Origin of the sequence: Thalassococcus profundi, assembly GCF_003344785.1 — a bacterium.
Taxonomy (GTDB): domain Bacteria; phylum Pseudomonadota; class Alphaproteobacteria; order Rhodobacterales; family Rhodobacteraceae; genus Puniceibacterium; species Puniceibacterium profundi.
This window is the reverse complement of record NZ_QPMK01000001.1, coordinates 247,243-274,033: the sequence shown is the minus strand read 5'-3', so window position 1 is coordinate 274,033 and position 26,791 is coordinate 247,243. Positions and strand designations below refer to the sequence as shown.

Sequence of the window (26,791 nt, the reverse complement as noted above, 5' to 3'; positions counted from 1 at the left end):
CAGCCGTCCCGGGGGTATCCCCGGGACCACTCCCCTTTTTCCACGCGAGGTACCGATGATCGGATCCAGATCGGCCGCGGCGGTGCTGGCGACGTTATGCGCGCTTGCGGCATGCAAGATCGAGGACACGACCACTCCCACGGCTGAAGACGGCGGCAGCAGTGCACCCGCGACCGACGCCGACCGAATGGCCGCGCTTGTCGAGGAGTCATGGCAGGCTCAAGTCCTTCCCGCTGTCGAAGAACACGCGGTAGATGTCGCGACCCTGCGGCAAATTTTGGCCGACGGCCTCGGCGCTGCCGGAGATGCGCACGGGCTGCGTCCCGACGGAGAAGCAAATTCCTGGAACTTCGTGATATCCGGAACTGGCACGGCGATCGAGGCGGATTTCGAGAGCCGCGCCGCAACGATGAGCCTCGACACTGACGGCGACGGCGCAGGCGATGTCGAACTGATGCTTGGGCCGGTGATTCGCGGCACGGCAATCCGCGATGCGATGCCGTTCTACGCGTTTTCGGATTTCCGCGACCAGATCGAATTCGCAAAACTTGGCCGCGCACTGAACGACCGCGCGGCGCAAGATATCGCACGGCCCGAAAACGACCCTATAGGAAAAAGCTACACATTCACCGCGGTGATGACGCTGAAAGCTGCAGACGACGACTGGACGGCGGTTCCGATCACGCTGGAGCCCGCACCATGAGCCAGCGCGAGCTTGCAGAACGAGCGCCGGTCGGCCTGAAGATCCGGAACGGAACCAAGGTCTACCCGGGCACAGTGGCGCTCGATGCTGTGGATTTCGACCTTCGCATGGGTGCGGTCAATGTGCTTGTAGGCGAGAACGGGGCCGGCAAGTCGACAATGATGAAGGTCATCGCCGGGGTCGAACGGCTGACCTCGGGCGAGATCCTCATGAAGGACGAGCCGGTCGATTTCCATTCCACCGACGACGCCACGAAGCGCGGCATCGGCATCGTGCACCAGGAACTCAACCTCTTTCCAGACCTGTCGGTGTCCGACAATATCTTCATGGGGCGTGAGTGCCGCCGCTTCGGCATCGACATCGATCGCGCGGAACAGCGTGAACAGACGCGCGTGCTGATGCAGCGCCTGGAACACGACATCGATCCCGACACGATGGTCTCTGAATTGCGTGTCGGTCAGCAGCAGATCGTGGAGATCGCCAAGAGCCTGGCGCAGGACGCGCGCATTCTGATCCTCGACGAGCCGACCTCGGCTCTTTCGGCGGCGGAGGTGGAGATCCTCTTTCGGGTGATAGACGAACTCCGCCGCGACGGCGTGGGCATCGTCTATATCTCGCACCGGTTAGAGGAACTGATCCGCATCGGCGACTATATTACCGTATTGCGCGACGGGAAGATCACCGGTGCGCAATCGATGCAGGGTGTCGACGTGTCGTGGATCGTGAGGAACATGATCGGCGACGCAAGCAAAAGCTATGCCAAGGCAGAGCCGCACGCGCTCGGTTCGCCCGTCCTGCACTTGGAAGACGTCGTCTTGCTGCGCGCGGGCGGCGGGTTTGCTGTCGACAACGTGTCGCTTACCGTGCGCGCTGGCGAGATCCTCGGGATCTATGGCCTTATGGGGGCAGGGCGCTCCGAGCTTCTGGAGTGCATTATCGGACGCCACTCGCATGCGCGTGGCCGCATCGAGATCGATGGAAACCGGATCGACGGGCGCTCGATATCGGCGCGGATCAGGCGCGGCATCGCTCTCATTCCCGAGGATCGCAAGACCGACGGGCTTATCCAGATCGCGTCGATCCGAGAGAATATGACGCTTTCTTCGCTGCGTGACTTCACGCGCGGCTTCCACATGGATCTCAAGGCGGAACGTGGGCGCGTGGCCGACTTCGTTAGACGCATGACGATCAAGATCGCGAGCCCGGAGAATCCGGTCGCGAGCCTTTCGGGTGGCAATCAGCAGAAGGTCGTGATCGCGAAGGCGCTGATGACCGAACCCAAAGTGCTCCTGATGGATGAACCCAGCCGCGGCATCGACATCGGCGCCAAGGCCGAGGTTTTTCGCGTCATGCGAGAGCTGGCGAAGGAGGGGCTGGCCATCGTTTTCGTCACCTCCGACCTCGAAGAAGTTCTGTCGCTGTCCGATCGCATCCTCGTCATGGCCGATGGCCGCGTGACCGGCGAATTCGACCGCGGTGATGCGAACGAGACCGCAGTGATCCGTGCCTCCGCGCCGGCCTCCGCCGAGCGTCATCTGACCCATTCCGAGGAGAAAACCGCATGAGCAGTCAGGCCACCGACGCACCCAAGCGCGAGGCCGTTTCTGGCAGCACGCTGCTGTTGATACTGAAAGCTCGCACATTCATCGCGTTGATCGTTGTGTTCGTCTTCTTTGCAGTGATGGCGCCGAATTTCTTGTCGGCGGCGAACATGGTGATCATGTCGAAGCACGTCGCGTTGAATGCCATCCTCGCGATTGGAATGACCTTCGTCATTATTTCAGGCGGGATTGACCTGTCTGTCGGCTCTGTCGTCGGGCTGACTGGGATGGTCGCAGGGTACCTCGTGCTGAACGGAATCGACCTGGGAATGGGATGGGCGATCCGGTTCAACACATTCGAGATCTGTCTGATTGTCTGCCTTGTCGGTATCATCGCAGGAGCGATCAACGGATTCCTGATCACCAAACTCAACGTGGCGCCATTCATCGCCACCCTTGGGACCCTCTACGTCGCGCGTGGTCTTGCTCTTCTGAGTTCGGACGGCCGCACCTTCCCTAATCTTGGCGGTAGCGAAGAATGGGGCACGGATACGTTTCGTGCCATCGGGTCTGGTGATTTCATCGGTATCCCTATCTCGATCTGGATGCTGATCGGGACCGGCCTTGTCGCGGCCTACATCGCGCGGCGCACGCCGCTGGGCCGATACATCTACGCAGTCGGAGGCAACGAACGCGGCGCGGCCCTTTCTGGCGTGAAAGTCGACCGTATCAAGTTCTTCGTCTACATGTTCTCCGGGTTGTGCGCTGCGCTCGTCGGCCTGATCATCACGTCGCAACTGGTCGCGGCGCACCCCGCTACGGGCGAAACTTTCGAGCTGAACGCCATCGCCGCTGCAGTTCTCGGCGGCACTTCCATGTCGGGTGGCCGTGGGCGGATCGGCGGAACGATTATCGGCGCCTTCGTGATCGGCGTGCTTTCGGATGGATTGGTGATGATGGGCGTCTCGGCCTTCTGGCAGACCGTGATCAAAGGTCTCGTGATCATCGCGGCGGTCGTGGTCGATCAGGCGCAACAGCGGCTTCAGGCGCGCGTGGCGCTTCAGGCCCAGGGCGCGCTCGGGAAGTGATCCTGGGAGGATGCGTATTCTGGGTCGAGACCAGGACGACTGCGGCGCTCGCAGATCATGGTCTCGGCCTGGATGGCCGCCGAAGATAGCCGGGATAGCCGTCAACCGGTGGCGAAAATAGGTCGTTACCGGCCCTCGCCCTCGGTGATATCATGACGACTGACTGGCGGACGTAAAGCGGCGGCGGCTTGGACGAGCAGGCGCACAGCCCGAGCGCAGGAGGGATCATTCCCTACCTGCGCTCGGGCTCTCCCGCAGCCAGTATTCTGCATCTGATGATCTCATCAGAGGGCGTTTAGTAGGCGCTCACTCGGAAGCGATTGTCGTCGCCTACTTCCGTTTGAATGCGGTCAGCGCCGACAACAACTCCGGCCTTTCCGTGGCATGCGACTCGACGGTGCGACCCAGCCGGTAGGCTTCAGCAGCTTGCCGCAAGGAGCGGATGCCGGCAGCGGGGCCGTCCGGATGGCTCATGATCCCCCCGCCCGCACAAAACAGGAAGTCCTCGTTCCCGAGGGCTTCGGCGGAGGGTGCGACTTGCCAAGCCGTCTGGCCGGAGGAAAAGACAGGGAGCGCGGTGAATGCAGGCCCCTCGTCAGAGACCCGCGTCTGGACCGCGCGTGCCGCCTCAGCCACGATTTCGTCGCTTTCGGTGAACTTGTTGCCGATACCGTTGACGTGAAGATGGTCCGCTCCTGCGAGCCTCCAGAGCTTTTGCATCGCCGGGAAGGAAATCCCGATATGAGGGGACCGCGACAGAAGACCCCAACCGTTGCGATGACCGTGCACCGGCAACGGGCTGCGTTCACGCAGCGCACGCAGGCCCACGAGTCCGAGAGACTGAAGAGAGACCATTGCGCAGGTCGCGCCAAGCTCTTCGAGCAGATCGAGTCTGCGGGACATCTCGTCGATCTCGCCCGTAATGTTGAAGGCGTACATCACCTTCTTCCCCGTTCGGTCCGCATGCGCGTTAAGGACGGCCATTACCTCATTTGCCCGGTCCTCCAGAGGGCAGGCTGGGCCGTTCGACTGAAGTTCGTCGTCCTTGATGAAATCGATACCTGCCTCGGCGAGATCGCGTACGAGGCTCGCGGTTTCAGCGGCGGAGAGACCAACGCTCGGCTTTATGATCGTGCCAATCATGGGGCCTTCGGGTACGCCCATCAGGTCCCGCGTGCCGGCTATTCCGAAGCGGGGTCCCGGATTGGCCTCGATGACCTCTCGTGGCAGGTGAAGGTCGAGCAACCGGATGGCCGAAAGTTCCGCCAACTCGAACAGGTTGCCGGCAACCGTCGCCAGGATATTCGGAAGCGATGGCCCCATTGTTGCGATCGGCCAGGAGATGGTGACCTGGCCACGCTCGTACCGGTCAGCCGTTATCCTGCAGGGCAGCGAAGGTGTCGGGCTCTCTCCGGTCACCACGCAGTGCTCGATCCGGGCGGCCGAACGATCGCGCAACTCATCCGTTTCGGCAGCGAGGCGGACAAACGTACCTGTCGATTGCTCTCCCGCCAGCACTTCTGCGGCTTGCTGCACGCCGACAGGGGACTCGATCTCGTATGTGGCCCTAATCCGATTTGTCATGTTGCTCTCACGCCTCCGCCGTCTCGAACCCAGTTGAAGTAATCGGTGCTGCCCATCTGCCCCCCCTTCAGTGCCAACTGGAGGCCATCCATCGGTCCTTCGGCATGAGCGCGGCAGATTGATGCGCCCGGGATCGTTGGTGCCAGGGCGGAGAGTGCATAAATGCCCAGTTCGGTACAGACATGCCCGGACGTGTCGCCCCCGGATACAACAACCCGCCGCAGGTTTCGCGCCTCGACCAGGTGACGCAGGATGCGACCGAGCGCCTGACCGATCTTGGCATTCACGTCGGCTGCATTCCGTTCCGCGAGCGCAGCCTCAAGCTGCTTCACCCCTGGATCATCCGGGCCGGCGGCGCTGTAAATGAGGGGTACGGATCCCTTGTCGAGTACGTTTAAAGCGGCGTCGAGCGCCGCGTTCTCGGCTGCGCCGAGATCGTCCGGCGAACCGCAGGCTGCCATGGCGTCGAACCTTACCGACGTAAACCCGTCTTTGATGGACCATGCGATCTGATCTGCCGCAACCGGAGAAACGGAGCCCGACACGACGGCCATCTCCTCCACGCGACCGATGCCACGGATTGGCTGCGGCGGTTCGACAAGGCCTTCGTGGCGCCAATGCCTTACGAGGGCGTACTCGACGCCCTGAGAGCCTATGACGAAGCGGTTTTCCGCCCTGCCTTGCCAGAGCAATGCGCCCGCGGCGGCCTCCTCGGCTGGGCCTATCTGATCGAGGGTATAGGCTGCGGGACCGTCTGCCGCGGAGAGCCTCGCTGCCGCGCCTTTCCTGTCTGCCAGTGCTTCGATGTCCAGGCAGTCGACTGACAGATCAGTCTGGGTGCCGATATGGCGGGCGACATCCGCTTCTGTCATCGGTGTCACCGGATGGCGGGACATCACGGGGTGTCGGTCGAGACGAAAGACGCCCTGCAAGGTTCCGGCGAAGAGATTGCCAAAAGCCTGGTAGCGTCGCATTTCGGGTGCCGCCACGATGATCGGTACCGAGCGCGGCGCGAAAGCCTCGACGCCGATGTTCAGCGCCCGGCCGATGGACCCGGTCGAAACAGACGAATCCAGTGTAGAGCAGACCTTGTAGTGCACGAGTTCCGCACCACTAGCAGCCAGCGCGCGAAACATGCGCGGCAGGTGCTCGTCCATCCATTCGGGCGCTCGGGTTCGGGCCATTGTCGCAATGCCCAGTCCCGAGACGTCCTTGAACTGCGCCAACTGAGAGGCCGTGGGCTCGGCCAGAAAGAGCACCGACTTTAGTCCGGCAAAGGCCAAGACCTCCATCGTCGCCGCCGCACCGGTGAAATCGTCGCCGATCCAGGCGACGAGGGGCCGTCCCTCAGGCAAAGAGGAAGGTGCGTTTGCGTTGACCTCATGCTGCATATATTATCTCGTTATACCAGTCGCGGGCGATGTTGGCCGCAAGCATTTCGGTGGATGCTACCTTCAAACTCAACGGAGATACCGACTCGTGATGGACACGCCCCAAGTCGCCCGTGACCGAATTGTCAGGCGTAAACTTTCCGATGAGGTCTTCGACCGGCTCCGCAACATGATCCTGAACGGCGAGCTCAAGCCAGGTGACCCGGTACCGGCCGAGCGCGATCTCATGACGCGCTTCGGCGTCGGACGACCCGCAGTCCGGGAAGCCCTGCAGACGATGCATACAATTGGCTTGATCACCGTATCTCATGGAGAGCGCAGCCGAGTGAATGAGATCAGCCCGACCACGGCGTTCACCCAAGTCGATGCTATCGCCCAATTCCTGATTACGGCCGCACCGGAAAATCTCAATCACCTCAAGGAGGCTCGAAAACTGTTCGAGATAGGGCTCATCAAGATCGCGGCCAACAAGCGCAATGAGCAAGATCTCGATGACCTGCGCAGGCTCCTCGCGGAGCAACGCAAGGAACTCGGCAATGCGCACGATTTCATTCGCGGCGACATCGCCTTCCACAGCAAGCTTGCATCGATCGCCGGCAACCCGATCATCACAGCCATGGCCGAGGCGATGCTGAAGTGGATCTTCCACTATCACACCTCGCTCTTGCACTGGTCGGGCCGCGAGGAAGTCACGCTCGACGAGCACGAACGGATCATCGAGGCGATTGCGGCAGGGGATTCCTCTGCTGCCGCAGGCATGATGGAAGTTCACCTGGATCGCTCTGCAGCCAACTACCGTCATCATTCCTGAGGACCGGAAAGCGGGTGTTCGGCGATAGCATAGGGCCCAAGCCGCACCTCGCCTCCATTCTCGATGACCATCCTGATCGGGCCATCAGTAAAGTTGGCCAACAGCAGGGTTTTCTCGGTCGCGAGCGCCGCCGCCTTTTCAGGCTCGGAAACTGAGACATTGCGGACCGGCTGCCCGGCCAAGCGCGACAGACGCGACAAGAGATCGCCAAGCGGCGTCAGATTTCCGTCCTTGCAAACGCCTCGCGGCCCCGATCCCGCCGCAGGGGTCCAGACCTCGATCCCGAACGGCGCAATTTGCGCAAGATACCCAAGCGTGAATGCCGCGCCGAATTGCGCAAAGTGCCGAGGATCGGAGTTTCCCATGCAGACTCGTTGATTCTCGGGGTTGTCGATTGTCCGGGAACCGTAGGGGTTCTGCCTCATGGGAATCGAGGACAGCCCCAACCGATAGGGCTTGCCATCGGCGATCGCTTGGCCGGATCTGAGGATCCATGGCAACGCGGTCAGGGTCTGCATGACGCTTCTGTCATCGGCAGCGTGCACAATCGGATTGGTTCCATGCGCCACGAAGTCGAGCATCCCGACCGGCGGCCGCTTCCGATTGAACTCGGTAAAATACGACAGCATCCCGCCGCCACGAGGAATGTTGGGGAAAGCTCGTGCAGCCGCAGCATGAACATCCTCAAGCGGCGGGCAATCCGGCCAGGAACTGCCGGGCGGCGTCGATTGCCGGTCAACCGAAGGACAGACGAATAGGGAGGAGATCGGAAGGTTCGCCGCCTGGATCTGTTCGGCCAGCCCCGTAAATTCTGAGTCGAGGTCTCCGTCGCATCGCGCAGCGTATTCCAGGTCGACAGCGAGCGGTAACCGGGCTCGCAACTGCGCGAATGGCGCGAGGTCGGTATCATCCGTCTCCGGGTCGACATGGGCAGTGATCCGCTGCGGACCGATGCGTTCGAGGGGCGCTACATCGCTCAGCAACTCCCGGGCCTCGGCAGGTGTCACCACCAGTGCGAGTTCCGGGATCCGGCATCCATTCAGGGCACCGACCGAAAGCGTGACATTGTCCTGGGCGTAAGCCCGCTGGCCTTCTCCGGTGAAACTAAGCGACACGCTCTGCTGCAATGTCTCGCCATCACGGAGGCGATAGGGCCAAGGCCACGCCAGCGGCCGGTTATAGGTCTTGAACGAGGCATCGGACCATTGCCGCTGGTCCTCCATTTCGAAGACATCGCCCCTCAACTGGCACCTGGTGACGACGCCGGACTGCGTGTGGGTCAGTGTGCGGATATCCATGAACGGCTGCCATGGTTCGATCCGATCGGGCAGATGGCTGTCCTCGGCCGTCCCGTCGGAATGCTCGACCGTCAGCGGGCAGGCCGACGCAGCGATCGGATGCAGAACGGTGAAACCGGCCCGGTTGGTTTCGAAATCGCCATCGGATCGGGCTGTCGCGTGTACCTCAAGGTGATTGCCCGAGGCCGTGACCACCAGACTCGTCCGCAGCCGGGCACCGCCGTTCACGAACTCGGCGTTCCAGGCAAGGGTCAGGCCGGTAGCGGTTTCTTCGATCTTTGCCGCATCCAGCCGAGGTCCGATGGTGCCCCAGTCCCGATCGCGAACCGGGAAGGTCACGGCGCGGATTACCTCGATGTTGTCGAAACGAATGTCATGCAGTCCGCCATCGAGCAGTTCGAAACTCAACCGACCCGTGTTGAAACGCTGTGCCGACGGCCGAGCCGCGTCGGTGCCGAAAAGCGTGATCGGGTCGCCCATCGCTCAAAGCTCCTCGGGTTTGATGGTCCGTGCCTCGGCTGCGGAGAAATAGGCTCCTTCGACAAGCGCGAGTGTCCGCAGATTGTCGTCCCCCGAAGTTTCCGGAGACCGGCCCTGGCGAAGGCATTCCGCGAAATGCCGCTGGATCGTCGCAACGCTCTCTTGGATGTTGTGCCACGGCTTTTCTGCCCAGGGATAAAGACGCGGGGAGACGTCAATGACGTCTTCGCCTCCGGCGGTCTGGATCGTCAGACGGTAGCCCGCGTCAAGGCGCAGCGTGCCCGTCTCGCCGTCGATCTCGAGCAGCGTCTCTGGGAAGGTCTCAGGCTGCTGACGCGTGGCATAGGAGCAGTCGACCACGCTTGTGGCACCGCTGTCATGCTTCAGAAGGATGGTAGCCACATCCTCACCTCGGATCTTCGGGTTCACGCGCTGGATCGACGCCGAAAGGGTACTTACTTCACCCATGATGGCCCGTGTCACGTCGAGCACGTGGATTCCGAGGTCTTGAATGATGAAACGTTCATCCGTTGCCAGGTAGGGCTGGCCCGAATAGACATCGTAGCCGGAACGAAAGCTCGCCCGGCAGAAAAACGGCTCACCGATCTTGCCCGCCCGCACGGCATCGATTGCGGCGCGAAGCCCGGATTGCCAGCGAAAGTTCTCGTGCACCATGAAGACGCGACCCGCGTCCGCGACAGCGGCGTTCATTGCGCGGGCATCTTCCATCGTTTCGGCAAGAGGCTTCTGGCAGATGACGTGAAGCCCGTGCCGGGCCGCGAGTTCCACGAGCGCGCGATGGGATTCCACCGTCGTGGCGATGTCCACAAAGTCCAGCTTCTCCGCGGCAAGCATCTCGGCTGCATCGGAATAGCGTGCGTCAACGTCGAACTTGTCGCCTATCTCGGTCAAGCGAGCCCGGTCGCGATCGCAGATGGCGACAATCTCCACGCCTTCGATCTCTTGCCAGCCGTGCATCTGGTTTACGGCGAAAAAGCCGCAACCGATCAGTCCGCCTTTCAGCACTTCACTCGTCAAGGTATCTCTCCCGTCTCATGCAAAACGTACGTCCTTTTGCTGTTCATCGCGCGCCGCGCGAACGACCCATTCGGATCCGAGCAACGCCGTGGGACCGCGGTTGCTGTTCGAAACGCGATCCGCACATCAGGGGACCTCAGATTTGGTCGGCCCGAGACGGCCGCCGCACGTGGTTCGGGTCTGGTACCGGCGTCGATGGTCCGAGCGCAGGCTGCAAGCTGGCGGTTTGGCTCAGCGGTTGGGCGCGTGTCAGGTGATCCGCTGGATGCTTGCCGCGATTTCCTCGGGCTCGAACACCCGCTTCCAGTCCTCTTTCATCAGGGCGGGCTTTCCGAACTCGATCGCCTTGTTGCAAGCGTCCGAAAAAACACCGTCGATCTCGTCGAAGATGACCGCGCCCAGAATGTTCAGGTGGCCAAGCAGAAAGTCGCGCGCGGCCTCTTTCGGGACGCCACGGGCGACGACTTCGTCCATTGCTTCCCGCATAACATCGAGAAGCGATGCGCAGACCGTTTCCGAAAGACCAGGTTCGAGCATCGCCATTTGCTCGACTGTGACCCGATGAGACCGGAAGACCGGGGCATAAATGGCTCGACCGACCTTGTCGCCCAGATCGTAATGCTCTTCGGGGCCTTGCATCAGTGCGTTCACGATGGCCTGTTTCGCCGCAACCCCGCCGAAATGGTCACGCCTGCCCTCCGCGGTGCCTTCGTCGTTGAAAATCGGAGGATGGCAGGGATGGGACACGAAATAGGTCACGTCCTCGCGGTTCGGCAAGTGTCCGGCGAAGGGGCCCGCGGCGTCGAGGCAGACGACTATCGCACCGCTTTCCACCTTGTCTATAATCTCGCGAGACACCGCCTTTATGGCGGTGTCCGGCACCGCAAGGACCACGACCTCAGCTCCGACGAGGGCATCTTCGGTAGATACGCAGTCTGCCCCGACGGCGTCTCTCAGCCGTTGCTGCCCCTCCTGCGAGATCTCGACATGCGCCACATCGAAATCGGTCTTCGCAAGGTTGCGAGACAGCCGGACACCCATTTTCCCGCCTGCTCCGAACAAAGCCAGCTTAGTCACCTCGCGTCCTCCATCACTCTCTCATTAACTGGTATGACCTCATAACGTTATAAGCACTATGTCAAGCGGCGATCGCGGCGAACGCCGTTTGACACGGGCTCCGGGAAGTCTGGACGGTCGTGGCAGCGGGACGTGAAACCCCTTGGCGCCCGAGATGACACGCTGTGTTGCGGCTCGCCAAACCAGATGGGGGTGGATGGCTTCCACTTCCGGCGTCGCGCTGCGCCATACTGCAGGTGTCACAGTCTGAGACTAAGACGAGCCACACAGCGCAGGTTGCCCTGCATCGCGTACTCAAGCCGGCCGAGCTCTCAAGCCGGTCCGTTCTGGCCCAATTCGACAATTCGAATGTTGTTTGTCTGGCCGGACGATCCGAAAGGGATCCCCGCAATCACAACCACGCGCTCGTTGCGATCCTGGACAAGCAGTTGCTCGCATTTTCCGCGAGCGAAGCGGACCATGCTTTCGTACTCGACGACATCCTCGTCGAGTACGGCTCGCGTGCCCTAGGTCAAGGCCATGCGCCTTGCTACTGCGAGGTCGGGAGTAATTACGATGATCGGCTGGGCAGGGCGAGCTGCGGCAACACGCCATGCGGTGCTGCCGCTCAAGGAGTAGGCGACAATCGCCGGGGACGACAATTCGTCGGCGACCCTCGCTGCCATCCTTGCAATCGTGTTTTCGGGGCTCGCACCATTCGCGGTCTTCTCGTCCAGATTGGCGCAGCCGCCCGCAGGCCTTTCGGTGCGGACGGCGATCCTGTCCATGACGGTCACCGCCTCCACAGGGTAGTTCCCCGTCGCGCTTTCGGCCGAGAGCATGACCGCATCCGCGCCGTCGTAGATGGCCGTCGCCACGTCGGACGCTTCTGCCCGTGTCGGTCCGGGTGCGTCGACCATGGATTCGAGCATCTGCGTGGCGACGATGACGGGCCGACAGGCTCGGCGGCAGGTCTGGATGATCTTTTTCTGATGGCCGGGCACGTCTTCTGGCGGAATCTCTACCCCAAGATCGCCGCGTGCGATCATCACACCGTCCGACGTGTCTACGATGCGATCGATGTCGGTCAATGCGGACGGTTTTTCGATCTTCGCGATGAGGCCGCAGCGATCGCCGACGAGCGTACGAAGTTTTTCGATGTCCTCTGCCTGTTGCACGAAGGAAAGAGCCACCCAGTCCACACCGGCCTCGAGACCCAACAGCAGGTCGGCATGGTCCTTTTCGGTCAGCCCGGGCAAGTCGATCCGCGTATCCGGAAGATTGACGCCCTTTTTGTCCTTGACCGACCCGCCATGGGTGACCTTTGCGGTGATGCGCTCCGATCCTGCTTCGACAACGCGCAACCGAATACGGCCGTCATCGATCAGAAGGCGGTCGCCCGCGCCGATCGCCTCGAATACCTCGGGGTGCGGCAGCGGCCACGCATTGCCCGTTTCGTTCGTGTCCCGGCAGACGATCGGAACCAGGTCTCCGCCCCGAAGCCGTTTTTCGCCCCTGTTCAAGCGGCCCAGGCGGATCTTGGGCCCCTGCAGGTCCTGCAAAACCCCGATCGGAGTGCCCTTCTTTTGTTCGAGGGCGCGGATCGCCCGGATCACGGCCAGGTGGTCCTGGTGCGTTCCGTGGCTGAAGTTCAATCGAAAGGTATCCGCGCCAGCCTCGAAAAGCGTCTCCAGCATCTCGGGCGTGTTGCTGGCAGGTCCGACCGTGGCCACAATCTTGGCACGTCTGTTTCTGATCATTGGCGTACATCCCTTTGATGGCAGGTCAGATCAAACGATGAGCACCGCACGGATATCGTTCACGTTGGTCAACGTCGGTCCGGTCCGGATCAAATCGCCGATCGCGTCGAACAGAGCATAACTGTCGTGCCCTGAGAGATCGGCATGGGGATCGCGGCCCGCCGCGAGCGCCCGGCCAAGGGTGGTGGGATCGACGACTGCGCCCGCCGCGTCCTCGGTTCCATCGATGCCGTCGGTATCGATCGCTGCGGCAAATATGCCCGGCTCCCTCTCCAGCGCGACTGCAAGGCCCAAGAGGAACTCGGTATTCCGGCCTCCGCGACCGGGTTTCCGATCACCGATTGTCACGGTCGTCTCGCCGCCGGACAGCAGGACGGCCGGCCGTGGCGCGGGTTTGCCGTGCTTTGCGACCGAGCGCGCCATCCCAGCCATGACGGTGCCCACGTCGCGCGCTTCGCCTTCCAGCGCGTCACCCAGCAGAACCGGCGTAATCCCGGCTGTCTCGGCCACCTTGGACGCGGCCAGCAGCGAAGCCCATGGCGTGGCGATCAATCGATAGTCCGTTTCCAGCGTAGGGTCCGTCTGCGAAGCACTGCGCAAGGCCTGCGCGATGTGCTCGGGCAGATCCGCTCCAAGGCGTTCGACAAGGTGCGAGATGTCGCGGTCTGCCGGGGCCGTCTCCGTCGGGCCGGACGCGATGGCAAGCGGGTCGTCGCCCGGCACGTCCGATATCGCCAACGTCACCACGCGCGCGGGCGCCGCTGCGCGGGTCAGCCTACCGCCCTTGACCAGGGAAAGCCGCCGGCGAATGCGGTTCATGTCCGCGATCGCAAGACCCGATCCAAGCAGCCGCCGGTTGACCTCGATCTTGTCCGCGAGAGTCAGCGGGGGAACCGGCGCCGTCAGCAACGCCGACCCGCCCCCGGACACGAGGAACAGGACCAGGTCGTCGGGGCCGGCCGCATGCGCGATGTCCAGGATCTCCTGCGTCGCGGCAAGCCCCGCTTCGTCCGGAACCGGGTGCGCGGCCTCCCGAACCGTTATCCGGTCCGTCGGGGCCGAATGACCGTAGCGGGTCACGACCAGGCCCGACAGCTCAACATCCGGCCACGCTTTTTCGACCGCGCGGGCCATTGCTGCAGCCGATTTCCCGGCCCCGAGGGCAATGCAGCGGCCGGTCGGCTTCTCCGGCAAATGACGGGCCAACACAGTCGCAGGATCGGCCGCGGAAACCGCGGCGTCCATCATCTGCCGAAGCAGAGTTGCCGCCTCTGTCGACATGATCCGCCTTAGATGTTTTCGGCTCGGATCGCTTCGCAAACGGCGTCGGTGACCTCTTGCGTCGTGGCGGTGCCGCCGACATCCGGCGTCATGATGCCGTCTGCGCAGACCTTCTCGACCGCTCGCATCAGCCTCGCCGAGGCGTTGGTTTCGCCCAGGTGGTCGAGCATCTGGCTTGCCGTCCAGAAGGTGGCGACGGGGTTCGCGATGCCCTTGCCGGTGATATCGAAGGCCGAGCCGTGGATCGGCTCGAACATCGACGGGTAGCGACGCTCGGGATCGATATTCGCCGTCGGCGCGACGCCAAGGCTGCCCGCGAGCGCGCCGGCGAGGTCCGACAGAATGTCGGCGTGCAGGTTCGTCGCCACGATGGTGTCGAGGCTCTTGGGGTCCTTGACCATGCGCACGGTCATCGCGTCCACCAGCATCTTGTCCCATGTCACGTCCGGAAACTCTTGCGCGACCTCGGCGGCGATCTCGTCCCACATGACCATGCCGAAACGCTGCGCGTTCGACTTCGTCACCACGGTCAGAAACTTGCGCGGCCGCGAGCGCGCCAGTTCAAACGCGTAACGCATGATCCGCGTGACGCCGGTGCGGGTGAAGATCGAGACCTCTGTGCCGACCTCCTCGGGCATCCCCTGGTGCGTGCGCCCGCCGTTGCCGGAATACTCGCCTTCGGAGTTTTCGCGCACGATCACCCAGTCGAGATCGCCGGGCCCGACGCCCGCCAGCGGTGAAGTGATGCCCGGCAAGATCTTCGTCGGGCGGACGTTGGCGTACTGGTCGAAGCCTTGGCAGATCGGCAGGCGCAGCCCCCAGAGCGTCACATGATCGGGCACGTCCGGCGCGCCGACGGCGCCGAAGAAGATCGCGTCGAAATCCTTGATCTGGTCACGGCCATCCGCGGGCATCAGCGCGCCGGTCTTCTTGAAGCGGTCAGAGCCCCAGTCGAATTCCGTCACGTCGAAGGTGAACCCGCCATCACGCCGCGCAAGCGCGTCAAGTGCCTGAAGACCGGCGGCGATGACCTCGGGCCCGATCCCATCGGCGGGAATCGACGCGATCCTATAGGTCTTGACCGCACCATCTGCCGGGGAGGCGCGGGTTCCGGATGCGGTCTCGGCGCCGTGGTCTTGCAGGATCGTCATGCAGTCTCCTCCTCGCGTCACATGATTTATCGACAAGCGTACAGGCCGCCGGAGGAGCTTCTCAATTCCGGCGTGATTATATACAGTGATGAAATAATAATTTGGGCCGAATGATGAACATCACGCAGGTTAAGTGCTTTCTGGCGGCCGCGGACAGCCTTCATTTCGGGCGTGCCGCACAATCGCTTGGCATTCTTCCCGCGACGCTTGGCCGCCATATCCGTCAGCTTGAGGATCATCTTGGCGTCACGCTGTTCATTCGGACAACCCGGTCGGTTTCGCTGACCGAAGCCGGTTCGCAGGTGGTCGCGGACGCGCGCACGCTTCTGGAGCAGGCGGAGGCCCTCGAGACCAAGGCACGTGCCGCGCGCAGTAGCCGGGCTCATGTTCTCAGGGTCGGTGCGATCGACAGTGCGGCGGCCGGTCTGATCCCGCAGATCCTGCAGCCGATGCACGAGACGCATCCCGATCTCGAGATCCAGATCGTCGAACAGAAGACGATCCACCTGCTCCCAAAGCTGCTGAGTGGCGGGCTCGACATCGCCTTTTGCAGACCGCCCGATGTACGTGACCCGCGGCTTGTATTTCGAACCCTGTTCTACGAAACGGCCGTAGTGGCGGTCCCCCAATCGCACCCGCTTTGCGGACGCGAAAAGATCGAGATCGCCGACCTTTCGGAAGAACCGCTCATCGTTCCGGACCGACGATCGCGGCCCCACTCGCACGACCTGACAATGTCACTGTTCATGCGCGCAGGGCTTGCCGCCCGCGTTGCACAGGTCGCCGAGGAAAAGCAGACGATCGTCAATCTCGTGGCGGCGGGGACGGGCCTGGCGATCGTGCCGCGATGGACCTCGCGGCTGCGGGTGAAGGGCGTGCGGTTCATTCCGATCAAGACGCCAGGCGCAACGGCCCAAGCCAAGCTGATCCTGGCGGCAGCTTGGCCGCGCGGTACTCGGGACCCGTTGCGCGACGCGTTCATGTCTGTCCTCGACGCAGAGATCGAGGCGCTGGAAGCATCTGCCTGATTATATCATAAAAGAATATAATCTTCGGTCAGTTGGCCGATGGCGATCCTTCACCCACTCTGGATTTCGGAGAACGCACCGAAGCAAATGCGGTGCGTTTCTGGGAGAAAACGGAGGAGGAAACAATGAAGTTCACAGCATTCCTGACAGCCGCCGCTTGCGTGGCCGCACTTCCTGTTGCGGCACAGGACAATGCCGACTGGCCGGCCAGCATCACCATCGGTACCGGCAGCCAGGGCGGCACCTATTTCGGCTATGGCAGCGGATTCGGCGCAATGATCAGTGAAGAGCTGGGCGTCAACGCGGGCGTCGAGATCACCGGCGGCCCGGTCCAGAACGTGACCCTGGTGGAAACCGGCGAGCACCAGCTTGGCTTCGTCACGCTTGGCCCCGCCGACGAGGCGCGGCGCGGTGAAAGCCCCCTGATGCCGACTCCGCACGAAGGCGTGCGCGCGCTGTTCCCGATGTACCAGACGCCGCTGCAGGCCGCGGTCCTCGCGTCTTCGGACATCGAAAGCTTCGAGGATCTGCAAGGCAAGCGCGTCGGCGTCGGCCCGGCCGGCGGGACCTCGGCCACTTATTGGACGCGGTTCTTCGAGAACGCCGAAGGCTATGACAACGTCACAATCTCGAACGCGGGCGGTTCGGACACGGCCGGCCAGCTCAAGGACGGGTTGATCGATGCCTTCGTCTACGCGGCCGGCCTTCCGACCGGCGCCTATTCGCAGCTCGCGGTCGAGAACGACGTCCGGTTCCTGTCGATGGACGACGAGACCCGCGGCACGATGAAGGACATCGTACCGGCCATGTCCGACTTCACGATCCCGGCGAACACCTACGAGGACCAGCCCGAGCCCCTCGAGACCACTTCGCTGTGGAACTTCGCCATCGCCCATGAGGACATGTCCGAAAGCCTCGCCTACGAGATCACCGCGCTGGCGATGGAAAACCACGACCGCATGATGACGAACCACGCCGCGGCACGCGAAACGCTGCCGGAGAACGTGGGCAAGAACACCGTGATCCCGTTCCATCCGGGCGCCGCCCGCTGGTTCGAGGAAAACGGCTATGACGTGCCGTCGGTCGAGTAATTCGGCACCCTCCCTGTCGAAAACCTGACCATTCCGGGCGACGCTTGTGCGGCCGCCCGGATCACTCCCTGTGTGCCGAGGGGTCCGAACGATGAGCCAAGCGCAGCAAACGACGCCCGGTGACAGCCGGGAAGATGGCAAGACCGCGATCGAGCAGGAACTGGCCCGGGCCAACGTGGACAACGACCCCGTGGCCGCGAACCAGAGACTATTCACGGGCGGCCGCAACGCCCTTATCGCGATCCTTTGCGTCGCCTACACGGTCTTCCACCTCCTGGTGATGAACGTCTATCCGCTCGAGACTTGGGCGTATCGCCTCACCCACGTTGGCGGCGGCCTGCTTCTGGGCTTTCTGCTGTTCGGCTCGACCGCGTTTCCGGACGGTACGGACGCAACTCAGCGAGAGAGCATCGCATCGAAAATTCTGCTGGCGCTCTCCGGTGCCGGTATCCTCTACGGGCTGCTTGGCGTCGCGGCGATCTGGATCAACGGCACGATCCTCGGAGAGCGCATGCCGCCGCAATGGGCCATGTCGACGTTCGGCATACCGCTGACGCTGGGAACCGCGCTGGCCATCGTGCACGGGTGGATCTTCCCGCATCACGGCCGGATGCGTTTCGCGCCGGGTGACGTGCTGCTCGCGCTGGCTGCCATGGCGTTCACGGGTTACCTCATTTTCTTTGCCCGACAGCTGCAGCTCCGCGCCGGGATGCCCATGGCGCTGCCCGGCGACATGTGGTCGGCCATCACGGGCGTGTTGCTGATCATCGAACTGACGCGCCGCCTCGCGGGCCTGGCACTTGTCATCATCGCATCGGTTTTCGTTGCTTACGCCTTTGCCGGGCCTTGGCTTCCGGGGATATTCGAACACCGCGGTTACGACGTGAAGCGGTTCTTCTCGTACATCTTTACCGACAACGGCGTGCTGGGCGCGCCGATCGCTATCTCGTCGACCTACATCATCCTGTTCGTCGTCTTCGCGGCCTTCCTTCAGACCACCCGCGTGGGAGAGTACTTCGTGAACTTGGCGTTCGCCGCAGCAGGGCATCGGCGCGGCGGGCCGGCCAAGGTGGCGATCTTCGCCTCTGGCCTGATGGGCATGATCAACGGGACCTCGGCGGGCAATGTCGTGGCGACTGGCTCGCTGACCATCCCGATGATGAAGAAGGTCGGCTACCGCAAGCAGACCTCCGCAGCCGTCGAGGCGGCAGCCAGCACCGGCGGGCAGATCATGCCGCCGATCATGGGGGCGGGCGCTTTCATCATGGCCGAGATCACCGGCATTCCCTACATGGACATCGTCTATGCCGCGATCATCCCAGCGGTCATCTACTTCGTGTCGGTCTACTTCATGGTCGATCTGGCCGCGAAGAAGGCGAACATGAAAGGCTTGCCGCGCGACGAACTGCCTAAGCTCGCGAAGCTGGCCAAGCAAATCTACCTCTTCCTGCCGATCGTGGTGCTGATCTACGCGCTGTTCGCGGGCTACTCGGTCATCCGTTGCGGGACGCTGGCTATGATCACGGCGGCCGTGGTGTCGTGGCTCACGCCGCACCGCATGGGACCGCGGCAGTTGTTCCAGGCGCTCGACAACGGCGCGCGCATGGTGCTGCAACTGGTCGCCGTCTGTGCGACGGCCGGCATCATCGTCGGTGTCATTGCGTTGACCGGCATCGGGTCGCGCTTCTCGACCGTGCTGCTGGCGCTTGCGGATCAAAGCCAGATCCTCGCGCTGTTCTTCGCCATGGTCGTATCGATCATCCTTGGCATGGGTATGCCCACGACGGCTGCCTATGCCGTTGCAGCAAGCGTGATCGCGCCGGGCGTCATCAATCTTGGCGTGGCACCCCTGACTGCGCATCTCTTCATATTCTATTTCGCAGTGATGTCTGCGATCACACCGCCAGTGGCTCTCGCCGCCTATGCAGGCTCTGCCCTCGCAGGGTCCGACCCGATCCGGACCAGCGTCGAAAGCTTCAAGATCGGCCTGGCGGCTTTCGTCGTACCCTACATGTTTTTCTATTCACCAGCGATGCTCCTGAACGGAACCTGGTTCGAGATCGGCCATATAGCCGTCACCGCCATCATCGGCGTGTACCTTCTGTCATGCGCCGTTCAGGGCTGGTTTTTCGGACATGCAAACCCCGCGGTGCGGATCGCTCTTGCAGCAGGTGGGCTCACGATGATCGCCGGCGGCTGGATCACGGACGGGATCGGGCTGGCCATTGCGATTGCGTTGATCGCTGTTCAAAGGGGGCGAGTCGGCGCATCAGAATTCGCGCATGGCTCCGATTAAATCCGGAAGGTCTGAGACTGCACGCCTTGATCTCTTGCGGGCCTTCCAAGGGCTCTCACGATCAGTCTCGATAGCCACACCCACGGGATAGGAATTTTGGATATAGGGTAGGCTCCTGCGTAGTATCATGACCGAATGATGCCGTCTGCAGCAATGAGCTGCTCTGGCATTGGGAAAAAGGATGCAAACTGCCGAAGCCAATTTCTACTCGGCGTGATCGATTAGCCGGAACTTAGAGCAATCTCGCAGCATCATTTAATGTCCGGTTTCGACTGATCGGCTTGCTCTTCTCGCACTCTTGGCGAACTTCCGGTTTCCGCCCAATCTTCGTGCATTGGATCACTGATAGGCAATGGGCTTGCCGATGCGCGACATCGGTCGACAGCGATGTTTGGTCGGGTTCCCGCGATGCGAAAAATATGGGCGAACACGACGAAAAAATGTGGTCACGCTTCTGCGGCTAACCGTCTAATTTCATTGAATTCCCTACGAAGAAATATTCGCGCCCCTACACCGGTGACGGCGCGCCGTGGGTTTCACGGCGCGGCGTTTTGCAAGGGCGCTATTCAGGACGTTTGACAGTGTGCGGTCCGGGCTGAATCCGCGTTCAGACGCAGGAAACAATACCGGACGCGCTTTCCTCGATCACACAATTAGTGGCGGGCCGCGATCCGGCGCCTGACGGGCAGAGGTGGGATGGCGTCCTGATGCTCGGCCCGCCGCCCGAAAAACGCGGATGTGACCGCGCCGCGTGGCGCCGGGGCGTTGCAAAGGTCCGTGCAACTCTTCATCAATCGTCGGGAAAGGACCTGCCATGAGACCGATCCCTCTGACGCTCGTCGCCGCTTCGCTCGCCACGGGAGCCGTCGCACAGGACAGCCGCGAAATCGACGCGCATGTGCACGGCGTTTCCACCGCGGAAATCGCCATCGAGGACGGCACGGTACATGTCGGCATCCTGGCCCCCGGCATGGACATCGTCGGCTTCGAATACGAGTCCAGTTCTGCCGAGGACAGGGATGCGGTCGAGGCCGCCATCCGCCAGATGCTGATGCCCGAGAATGTGGTGACCCTGCCCGCCGCCGCCGGTTGTCACCTGACAAAGGTCCTGGCCGAACTGCACTCCGGCGATCGCGACCATGACGATGCGGAAGATCACATGGCGGAGGATCACGAGCAAGAAGAACACGCCGGGGACAACCATGACGGCAATCACGCCGACGAGGCCCAGCACAGCGCGTTCCATTTGACCTATGCCTTCGACTGCGAGGACCAGGGTGCGCTGACCACCATCGGCTTCCCGTTCTTCGACACCTTCGAAAACGCGCAGGAAATCGCGGCGCAATTCGGCACCGAATCCGGCGCCGGTCGGGCCGAGATCGGCCGCGCCGCGCCTGAATTGAAGCTGGAGTGACCATGACGGACCCGGCACTGGCCCTGGACGACGTCCGCTTCCGCTGGCCGGGGCGGTCATCGTTCGCGCTGTCCGTGCCGGAGTTCCGCATGGCGCAGAGCGAAAGCGTTTTGCTTCTGGGTGAAAGCGGGTCGGGCAAGTCGACGCTGCTGTCGCTGATTTGCGGCATCGTCACCGCCGACAGCGGCTGTGTCGCGGTCGGAGGCACCGATATTGCGACCCTGCGCGCCGGAGCGCGGGACCGGTTCCGGGCCGAACGGATCGGCGTGATCTTCCAGCATTTCAACCTGCTGCCCTATGCCAGCGTATCGGACAATATCCTGCTGCCGCTGCGTTTTGCCCCGGAGCGGCGCAAGCGCGCGGCACCGGACGAGGCCGCGGGTCTCTGTTCGGCCCTCGGCTTGCCCGACGGGATCACCGGCACCACAGCCGGTCGCCTGTCGGTCGGTCAGCAGCAGCGGGTCGCCGTCGCGCGCGCCCTGATCGGACAGCCGCCGCTGATCGTCGCCGACGAACCGACCTCGGCCCTGGATGCCGCGACGCAGGACAGCTTTCTCGGGCTGCTCTTCGACCGCATCGCCGCCACCGGATCGTCGCTGCTGATGGTCAGCCACGACGAACGCCTGGGCGCGCGGTTCGACCGGGTCGTGCGCCTCGCAGACATCGCGCGAACCGAACGGAGGACGGCATGATCCTGCGCCTCGCCCTTGGCTCGCTCATGGCGCGGGCTCTGACGGTCGGGATGACGATCCTCGCCATCGCCCTGTCGGTCGCGCTGTTCCTCGGTGTCGAAAAGGTTCGCACCGGTGCGCGGGCCAGTTTCGCCGACACGATCTCGGGGACCGACCTGATCGTCGGCGCGCGGTCCGGGTCGGTCCAGCTGCTTCTGTATTCGGTGTTCCGGATCGGCAATGCGACGAACAACGTGACCTGGGAAAGCTACCAGGACATCGCCGCCCGGCCCGAAGTCGACTGGATCGTGCCCATCTCCCTCGGCGACAGCCACCGGCAGTTCCGGGTGATGGGCACGACGCAGGCGTTCTTCGACCACTACAAATATCGCGGCGGTCGGTCTCTCGAGATCGGGCAGGGCCACGGTCTGGACGACCTTTACGATGCGGTGATCGGCGCCGAGGTCGCGGCGACGCTGGGTTACGAGGTCGGCGACCCCGTCGTGGTGTCGCACGGGCTGGCCAGTTTCACCGACCACGACGATCAACCCTTCCGCATCGCCGGGATCATCGACCGCACCGGCACGCCGGTCGACCGGACGGTGATCGTCAGTCTCGAAGCCATCGAGGCGATCCACGTCGACTGGCGTTCGGGCGCGCAGGTCCCCGGCCAGACGACGCCGGTAGAGCGGATCCGGGAGATGGACCTGACACCTTCCGCCATCACCGCCGCCCTTGTCGGCGTCGAGTCTCGTCTGCAGATCTTCGGCCTGCAACGCGCGATCAACGAATACCCCGAAGAACCGCTGCTCGCGATCCTTCCCGGCGTCGCGTTGCAGGAGCTCTGGCAGATCGTCGGCGTGGCCGAAACCGCGCTCATCGGCGTCTCTGCCATGGTGGTGATAACCGCGTTGCTGGGCATGATGGCGATGATCTTCTCCTCTCTGAACGAACGGCGCCGGGAAATGGCGATCTGGCGGGCCATGGGGGCGCGGCCCGCGACGATCCTCGGCCTGCTGGTGCTCGAAGCGGCGCTGATGGCCGCCATCGGCGCGGTTCTGGGGCTGGTTCTGCTCTACGTCGGACTGACCGTCGCGCAGCCGCTGGTCGACAGCGCTTTCGGCCTCTGGCTGCCGATCGCCCCACCGTCGGCGCGGGAACTGTCGGCTCTCGCAGCTGTGATCGGTGCGGCGGCGCTGACGAGCCTGCTGCCCGCGCTTCGGGCCTATCGCCTGTCGCTGGCCGATGGCATGATGATCCGGATATGACCCAGATGCCCCTGTCCCGACGCACCGTCCTTGCCTGCGCCGCAGCGAGCCTCGTGCCCGGTCGTGCCTTGGCCAACCCGTTCCGGGAAATCACCTGGGACGATCTGATCCCCTCCGGCGTCCCCTATGGCGAGATCGTCGGCCCCGGCCAGATCGACGAGGTGAACGACACCTGGGTTCCCGAGTTCGACGCGAATGCGCGCAAGGTGAACACCCGGCTGGACGGCAAGCCGGTCAAGCTGCCCGGCTACATCATCCCCTTCGACGTGACCTCGGCCGGTGTCACCAGCTTCATGCTCGTGCCTTACGTAGGGGCCTGTATCCATGTGCCGCCACCGCCGCCGAACCAGCTTGTCTTCGTAACCACGCAGACCCCCTGGCCCAACGAATCCCTCTGGGATCCTGTCTGGGTCTACGGACGTCTGTCGGCCAAGGCGATGTCGACCCAGATCGCCGATGTCGGCTACCAGCTCGAGGCCAAGACGATCGAGGCCTACCAATGGCAATAGCCGTGCCGTCGCGCCGTACCCTGCTGCTCGGCCTCGCAGCCGCGGGCCTCGCCCGCGCCGGTTTCGCCGATACCGTGATCGACATCGAATGGCGCGACCTCTTGCCCGAAGACGATTTTTCGCTTCCCGGCAACCTTGCAGGCATCCTGCCGCATGACGAAAGCAGTCTTGCCGCGCGCCAGCCCGCGTCGACGGGCGTGCGCACCGACTGGACGGGCCGGATCGTCAGGTTGTCGGGCTTCATCGTTCCGATCGACCAGAGAGCGACCGGCGTCACCGCATTTATCCTGGTGCCCTATGTCGGTGCCTGCGTGCACGTGCAGCCGCCCCCGGCCAACCAGCTTGTCTTTGTCACCACCGAAACGCCCTATGAAAGCTCTGGCATGTTCGAACCGGTGACCGTGACCGGCATGTTCGGAACGGCGTCGATGTCGACCCAGCTGGCCGATATCGGATATGCACTCTCCGCCGAGGATATCCGCGCGTACTAGGACAGCGTCGGAACGGCTATGCCCGTGCCCTCGCTCTGAATACCCGTCCGGACCGCTTTGCCATGGCGGCCGCGGTGAAGGCGCTGCACCGACCGACGGACAGATCGTGCGAAAAGCCATGCCAGTATCGCGGCTTCGGAGCGCGCCGACACGGCGGCGCGGAACAACTGCGCTTCCATGCAGGCAGCGAAAGCAGTAGGAGACGGATCAGGTCGCGCACCGCCGGTGCCGCTGACCCTGGAAACCGACGGCGAACATCCCTGCGCGCCGTCCGCGACATGTGTCCGGCGCGGCGTATCGGCATCGGAAACCATCGGGCCCGCGCATGACGCGCCCCGGCACACGACGGCGAAGCGCAGGAAGGAGGAGGACCATGGCCTATCTGGGAATTGATCTCGGCACGTCCGGGTTGCGGGCGCTGCTTGTCGATGCGGACGGCGTGCCGCTGGCCTCGGCCGAGCGGCATTACGACGTTGCGCACCCCCATTCCGGCTGGTCCGAACAGGATCCGGCCGACTGGATCGCCGCGCTGGACGGTGCGGTCGAGGAGTTGCGCGCCAATTGCCCGGAGTTCGCAGGCCTGCGCGGCATCGGCGTCGCCGGTCACATGCACGGTGCGACCCTGCTGGATGCCTCCGACGCGGTTCTGCGGCCCTGCATCCTCTGGAACGACACCCGGTCCCATGCCGAGGCCGCCCGGCTCGACGTCGCCGACGACGTCCGCGCGCTGTCGGGCAACATCGTCTTTCCGGGCTTCACCGCGCCCAAGCTGGACTGGGTCCGCGCCCATGAACCCGAGGTTTTCGACCGCGTCGCCAAGGTGCTTCTGCCGGCTGCCTACCTGAATCTCTACCTCACCGGCGATCACGTCGCGGACATGTCCGACAGCGCCGGGACCTCGTGGCTCGACGTCGGCGCGCGGGACTGGTCCGACCGGCTGCTCGACGCAGGCCACATGCGCCGCGACCAGATGCCGAGGCTTGTGGAGGGGGCGGCCGAGGCGGGCCGTCTACGCGAGTCGCTTTGCAGCAAGTGGGGCCTGAAAGGTCCGGTCAGCGTCGCCGGCGGGGCCGGGGACAACGCCGCCGCGGCCTGCGGCATCGGCGCGCTGGCCGAAGGCGACGGCTTTGTCTCGCTGGGCACCTCGGGTGTGCTGCTGGCGGCGCGGGACGGCTACCGCCCGGCGCCCGACACCGCGCTGCACACCTTCTGCCACGCGGTGCCGGGGCAATGGTACCAGATGGGCGTGATGCTTTCGGCCACCGACAGCCTGAACTGGCTGGCGCGGATCGCCGGGTGCAAACCCGCCGACCTGACCGCTGGGCTCGGCCCGGATCTGCAAACGCCCGGCCCGGTGCGGTTCCTGCCGTACCTTTCGGGCGAACGCACGCCGCATAACGATGCGGAGATCCGCGGCGCCTTTACCGGCCTTGCCGCGGGCAGCGACCGCGACGACCTGACCCGCGCCGTGCTCGAGGGCGTGGCCTTTGGCCTGCGCGACAGTTTCGAGGCGCTGCGGGCGACCGGCGCGCGGCTCGACAGCCTCATCGCCATCGGCGGCGGGACGGCCTCGGCCTATTGGCTACGGCTGATCGCGACGGTGCTGGGCGTGCCGCTGAGGCGTCCCGAGGGCGGCGAATTCGGCGCGGCGCTGGGTGCCGCGCGGCTGGGCATGGTGGCCGCGACGGGCACCGATGCGGGCGAGGTGATGACCCGGCCTGCGCTGGGCGACGCCATCGACCCCGACCCCGGAATGCGCGATGCGTTCGACGACGCCTATGCGGCGTTCCGCGCCGCTTATCCGGCGATCAAGGCGGTGCAATAGCGCGGTGCGACAGCCGTTGACATCGGCGGCGCAAAACACATAAAAATTAATGAATATGATGTGGGGCATGTGACGACTGCGCCGCCCATCACGCCTTGCCTTCGGGAGGACTTCATGACCGCATATCCCATCGACCTCACCGTGCAGCCCGAGGTCACCGCGCATTTCGACGCGGCGACCAACACCATCAGCTATATCGTCAAGGACCCGGGCTCCGACGCATGCGCCATTGTCGATTCGGTGATGGACATCGACTATGCCGCCGGGCGCATTACCTACGACCACGCCGACGCGCTGATCGCCGAGATCGAAGAGCGGGGCCTGACGCTCGAATGGATCATAGAAACCCATGTCCATGCCGACCACCTGTCGGCGGCGCCGTACCTGCAGCAGCGGCTGGGCGGCAAGATCGGCATCGGGTCGAAGATCATGGAGGTGCAGGACACCTTCGGCAAGATCTTCAACGAAGGCACCGAATTCCAGCGCGACGGGTCGCAGTTTGACGCGCTCTTTGAAGATGGCGACACCTACCGGATCGGCGGCATGACGGCGGTGGCGCTCTACACCCCCGGTCACACGCCCGCCTGCATGGTGCATGTGCTGGGCAACGCTGCCTTTGTGGGTGACACGCTCTTCATGCCCGACGGCGGATCGGCCCGCGCGGATTTCCCCGGCGGCGATGCCGGGCAGCTCTACGATTCGATTCAGAAGGTGCTGAGCCTGCCGGACGAGATGCGGCTTTTCATGTGCCACGATTACGGCCCCGGCGGGCGCGACATCCAGTGGGAGACCTCGGTGGCCGAGGAGAAGGCCAACAACATCCACGTCGGCGGCGGCAAGACCCGCGAGGAGTTCATCCGTTTTCGTACCGAGCGCGACGCGCAGCTGGCCATGCCCAAGCTCATCATCCCGTCGCTGCAGGTGAACATGCGCGCCGGCACCGTGCCGACCGACAAGGACGGCCGCCCGATGCTCAAGGTGCCGCTGAACGGACTCTGAGACCTTCGCGCCCGTCG

The 26,791-nt window shown here is 63.5% G+C and carries 22 protein-coding genes; 14 read left to right on the top strand and 8 right to left on the bottom strand.

All coding sequences use genetic code 11. The features are described 5' to 3' along the window. The first annotated feature begins 55 nt into the window (after nt 1-55). Genes DU478_RS01230 through DU478_RS01220 form a run of 3 tightly spaced genes read left to right on the top strand, consistent with a single transcriptional unit; the run spans nt 56 to nt 3,332 of the window. Nucleotides 56-703, top strand: a complete 648-nt coding sequence (locus DU478_RS01230; RefSeq protein ID WP_114509099.1) for a DUF2291 family protein — start codon at nt 56-58, stop codon at nt 701-703. Further along, complete coding sequence (locus DU478_RS01225) at nt 700-2,268, top strand: sugar ABC transporter ATP-binding protein (RefSeq protein WP_114509098.1); 1,569 nt, start codon at nt 700-702, stop codon at nt 2,266-2,268. The genes DU478_RS01230 and DU478_RS01225 overlap by 4 nt, the downstream gene beginning before the upstream one ends. Continuing rightward, nucleotides 2,265-3,332 (top strand): ABC transporter permease, encoded by a 1,068-nt coding sequence (locus DU478_RS01220; RefSeq protein WP_114509097.1) that lies wholly within the window; start codon nt 2,265-2,267, stop codon nt 3,330-3,332. Before DU478_RS01225 ends, DU478_RS01220 begins: the two co-directional genes overlap by 4 nt. Before the next feature lie 330 nt (nt 3,333-3,662). On the opposite strand, the gene DU478_RS01215 is transcribed toward DU478_RS01220, so the two are convergent. Further along, on the bottom strand, nt 3,663-4,916 hold the full coding sequence (locus tag DU478_RS01215; RefSeq protein WP_114509096.1) for a ribulose-bisphosphate carboxylase large subunit family protein: 1,254 nt from the start codon (nt 4,914-4,916) through the stop codon (nt 3,663-3,665). Continuing rightward, nucleotides 4,913-6,307: a four-carbon acid sugar kinase family protein gene (locus DU478_RS01210; protein WP_114509095.1), complete on the bottom strand. Its 1,395-nt coding sequence runs from the start codon at nt 6,305-6,307 to the stop codon at nt 4,913-4,915. Before DU478_RS01210 ends, DU478_RS01215 begins: the two co-directional genes overlap by 4 nt. Before the next feature lie 91 nt (nt 6,308-6,398). Between DU478_RS01210 and nanR the strand changes: the two genes are divergently transcribed. Continuing rightward, the gene (gene nanR / locus DU478_RS01205; RefSeq protein WP_114509094.1) at nt 6,399-7,118 is read left to right on the top strand and encodes a transcriptional regulator NanR; all 720 of its coding nucleotides are present in this window, start codon (nt 6,399-6,401) and stop codon (nt 7,116-7,118) included. On the opposite strand, the gene DU478_RS01200 is transcribed toward nanR, so the two are convergent. The 6 genes from DU478_RS01200 to DU478_RS01175 all read right to left on the bottom strand — a co-directional run bounded on the left by DU478_RS01200 (nt 7,109) and on the right by DU478_RS01175 (nt 15,182). Continuing rightward, nucleotides 7,109-8,896: a hypothetical protein gene (locus DU478_RS01200; protein WP_114509093.1), complete on the bottom strand. Its 1,788-nt coding sequence runs from the start codon at nt 8,894-8,896 to the stop codon at nt 7,109-7,111. The two genes, nanR and DU478_RS01200, sit on opposite strands and share 10 nt — an antisense overlap. A gap of 3 nt (nt 8,897-8,899) precedes the next feature. Continuing rightward, the gene (locus tag DU478_RS01195; protein ID WP_233501078.1) at nt 8,900-9,934 is read right to left on the bottom strand and encodes a Gfo/Idh/MocA family protein; all 1,035 of its coding nucleotides are present in this window, start codon (nt 9,932-9,934) and stop codon (nt 8,900-8,902) included. A 249-nt stretch (nt 9,935-10,183) separates the two neighbouring features. Next, nucleotides 10,184-11,011: a phosphogluconate dehydrogenase C-terminal domain-containing protein gene (locus DU478_RS01190; RefSeq protein ID WP_114509092.1), complete on the bottom strand. Its 828-nt coding sequence runs from the start codon at nt 11,009-11,011 to the stop codon at nt 10,184-10,186. Nucleotides 11,012-11,517: 506 nt separating this feature from the next. Beyond that, the gene (gene pyk / locus DU478_RS01185; protein WP_199488269.1) at nt 11,518-12,750 is read right to left on the bottom strand and encodes a pyruvate kinase; all 1,233 of its coding nucleotides are present in this window, start codon (nt 12,748-12,750) and stop codon (nt 11,518-11,520) included. Nucleotides 12,751-12,780: 30 nt separating this feature from the next. Further along, nucleotides 12,781-14,031: a glycerate kinase type-2 family protein gene (locus DU478_RS01180; protein ID WP_114509091.1), complete on the bottom strand. Its 1,251-nt coding sequence runs from the start codon at nt 14,029-14,031 to the stop codon at nt 12,781-12,783. Nucleotides 14,032-14,039: 8 nt separating this feature from the next. Beyond that, the gene (locus DU478_RS01175) at nt 14,040-15,182 is read right to left on the bottom strand and encodes a tartrate dehydrogenase (protein WP_114509090.1); all 1,143 of its coding nucleotides are present in this window, start codon (nt 15,180-15,182) and stop codon (nt 14,040-14,042) included. A gap of 113 nt (nt 15,183-15,295) precedes the next feature. On the opposite strand from DU478_RS01175, the gene DU478_RS01170 reads away from it, so the two are divergent. The 10 genes from DU478_RS01170 (at nt 15,296) to DU478_RS01125 (ending at nt 26,774) form a co-directional block, all read left to right on the top strand. Then, complete coding sequence (locus DU478_RS01170; protein ID WP_114509316.1) at nt 15,296-16,210, top strand: LysR family transcriptional regulator; 915 nt, start codon at nt 15,296-15,298, stop codon at nt 16,208-16,210. Between the two features lie 125 nt (nt 16,211-16,335). Beyond that, nucleotides 16,336-17,301: a TAXI family TRAP transporter solute-binding subunit gene (locus DU478_RS01165; protein WP_114509315.1), complete on the top strand. Its 966-nt coding sequence runs from the start codon at nt 16,336-16,338 to the stop codon at nt 17,299-17,301. Between the two features lie 91 nt (nt 17,302-17,392). Beyond that, complete coding sequence (locus DU478_RS01160) at nt 17,393-19,597, top strand: TRAP transporter permease (protein ID WP_114509089.1); 2,205 nt, start codon at nt 17,393-17,395, stop codon at nt 19,595-19,597. Between the two features lie 814 nt (nt 19,598-20,411). After that, entirely contained in the window at nt 20,412-21,011 is a 600-nt protein-coding gene (locus tag DU478_RS01155) for a ZrgA family zinc uptake protein (RefSeq protein WP_114509088.1), read from the top strand. Nucleotides 21,012-21,013: 2 nt separating this feature from the next. Beyond that, entirely contained in the window at nt 21,014-21,703 is a 690-nt protein-coding gene (locus tag DU478_RS01150) for an ABC transporter ATP-binding protein (RefSeq protein WP_114509087.1), read from the top strand. Next, nucleotides 21,700-22,950: an ABC transporter permease gene (locus DU478_RS01145; protein ID WP_114509086.1), complete on the top strand. Its 1,251-nt coding sequence runs from the start codon at nt 21,700-21,702 to the stop codon at nt 22,948-22,950. The genes DU478_RS01150 and DU478_RS01145 overlap by 4 nt, the downstream gene beginning before the upstream one ends. 5 nt (nt 22,951-22,955) lie before the next feature. After that, nucleotides 22,956-23,459, top strand: coding sequence for a DUF3299 domain-containing protein (locus tag DU478_RS01140; RefSeq protein ID WP_114509314.1), 504 nt, complete (start codon nt 22,956-22,958; stop codon nt 23,457-23,459). Then, the gene (locus DU478_RS01135; RefSeq protein ID WP_114509085.1) at nt 23,450-23,950 is read left to right on the top strand and encodes a DUF3299 domain-containing protein; all 501 of its coding nucleotides are present in this window, start codon (nt 23,450-23,452) and stop codon (nt 23,948-23,950) included. The genes DU478_RS01140 and DU478_RS01135 overlap by 10 nt, the downstream gene beginning before the upstream one ends. Nucleotides 23,951-24,323: 373 nt before the next feature. Continuing rightward, complete coding sequence (gene xylB, locus DU478_RS01130; RefSeq protein WP_114509084.1) at nt 24,324-25,775, top strand: xylulokinase; 1,452 nt, start codon at nt 24,324-24,326, stop codon at nt 25,773-25,775. A gap of 114 nt (nt 25,776-25,889) precedes the next feature. Then, entirely contained in the window at nt 25,890-26,774 is an 885-nt protein-coding gene (locus DU478_RS01125) for an MBL fold metallo-hydrolase (RefSeq protein ID WP_114509083.1), read from the top strand. Nucleotides 26,775-26,791 lie beyond the last annotated feature (17 nt).

What these genes read in the sequence shown, in the direction of transcription:
- DU478_RS01230 (WP_114509099.1), top strand. Translation starts at nt 56, where the DNA reads ATGATCGGATCCAGATCGGCCGCGGCGGTGCTGGCGACGTTATGCGCG.
- DU478_RS01225 (WP_114509098.1), top strand. Translation starts at nt 700, where the DNA reads ATGAGCCAGCGCGAGCTTGCAGAACGAGCGCCGGTCGGCCTGAAGATC.
- DU478_RS01220 (WP_114509097.1), top strand. Translation starts at nt 2,265, where the DNA reads ATGAGCAGTCAGGCCACCGACGCACCCAAGCGCGAGGCCGTTTCTGGC.
- DU478_RS01215 (WP_114509096.1), bottom strand. Translation starts at nt 4,916, where the DNA reads ATGACAAATCGGATTAGGGCCACATACGAGATCGAGTCCCCTGTCGGC.
- DU478_RS01210 (WP_114509095.1), bottom strand. Translation starts at nt 6,307, where the DNA reads ATGCAGCATGAGGTCAACGCAAACGCACCTTCCTCTTTGCCTGAGGGA.
- nanR (WP_114509094.1), top strand. Translation starts at nt 6,399, where the DNA reads ATGGACACGCCCCAAGTCGCCCGTGACCGAATTGTCAGGCGTAAACTT.
- DU478_RS01200 (WP_114509093.1), bottom strand. Translation starts at nt 8,896, where the DNA reads ATGGGCGACCCGATCACGCTTTTCGGCACCGACGCGGCTCGGCCGTCG.
- pyk (WP_199488269.1), bottom strand. Translation starts at nt 12,750, where the DNA reads ATGATCAGAAACAGACGTGCCAAGATTGTGGCCACGGTCGGACCTGCC.
- DU478_RS01180 (WP_114509091.1), bottom strand. Translation starts at nt 14,031, where the DNA reads ATGTCGACAGAGGCGGCAACTCTGCTTCGGCAGATGATGGACGCCGCG.
- DU478_RS01175 (WP_114509090.1), bottom strand. Translation starts at nt 15,182, where the DNA reads ATGACGATCCTGCAAGACCACGGCGCCGAGACCGCATCCGGAACCCGC.
- DU478_RS01170 (WP_114509316.1), top strand. Translation starts at nt 15,296, where the DNA reads ATGAACATCACGCAGGTTAAGTGCTTTCTGGCGGCCGCGGACAGCCTT.
- DU478_RS01165 (WP_114509315.1), top strand. Translation starts at nt 16,336, where the DNA reads ATGAAGTTCACAGCATTCCTGACAGCCGCCGCTTGCGTGGCCGCACTT.
- DU478_RS01160 (WP_114509089.1), top strand. Translation starts at nt 17,393, where the DNA reads ATGAGCCAAGCGCAGCAAACGACGCCCGGTGACAGCCGGGAAGATGGC.
- DU478_RS01155 (WP_114509088.1), top strand. Translation starts at nt 20,412, where the DNA reads ATGAGACCGATCCCTCTGACGCTCGTCGCCGCTTCGCTCGCCACGGGA.
- DU478_RS01150 (WP_114509087.1), top strand. Translation starts at nt 21,014, where the DNA reads ATGACGGACCCGGCACTGGCCCTGGACGACGTCCGCTTCCGCTGGCCG.
- DU478_RS01145 (WP_114509086.1), top strand. Translation starts at nt 21,700, where the DNA reads ATGATCCTGCGCCTCGCCCTTGGCTCGCTCATGGCGCGGGCTCTGACG.
- DU478_RS01140 (WP_114509314.1), top strand. Translation starts at nt 22,956, where the DNA reads ATGCCCCTGTCCCGACGCACCGTCCTTGCCTGCGCCGCAGCGAGCCTC.
- DU478_RS01135 (WP_114509085.1), top strand. Translation starts at nt 23,450, where the DNA reads ATGGCAATAGCCGTGCCGTCGCGCCGTACCCTGCTGCTCGGCCTCGCA.
- xylB (WP_114509084.1), top strand. Translation starts at nt 24,324, where the DNA reads ATGGCCTATCTGGGAATTGATCTCGGCACGTCCGGGTTGCGGGCGCTG.
- DU478_RS01125 (WP_114509083.1), top strand. Translation starts at nt 25,890, where the DNA reads ATGACCGCATATCCCATCGACCTCACCGTGCAGCCCGAGGTCACCGCG.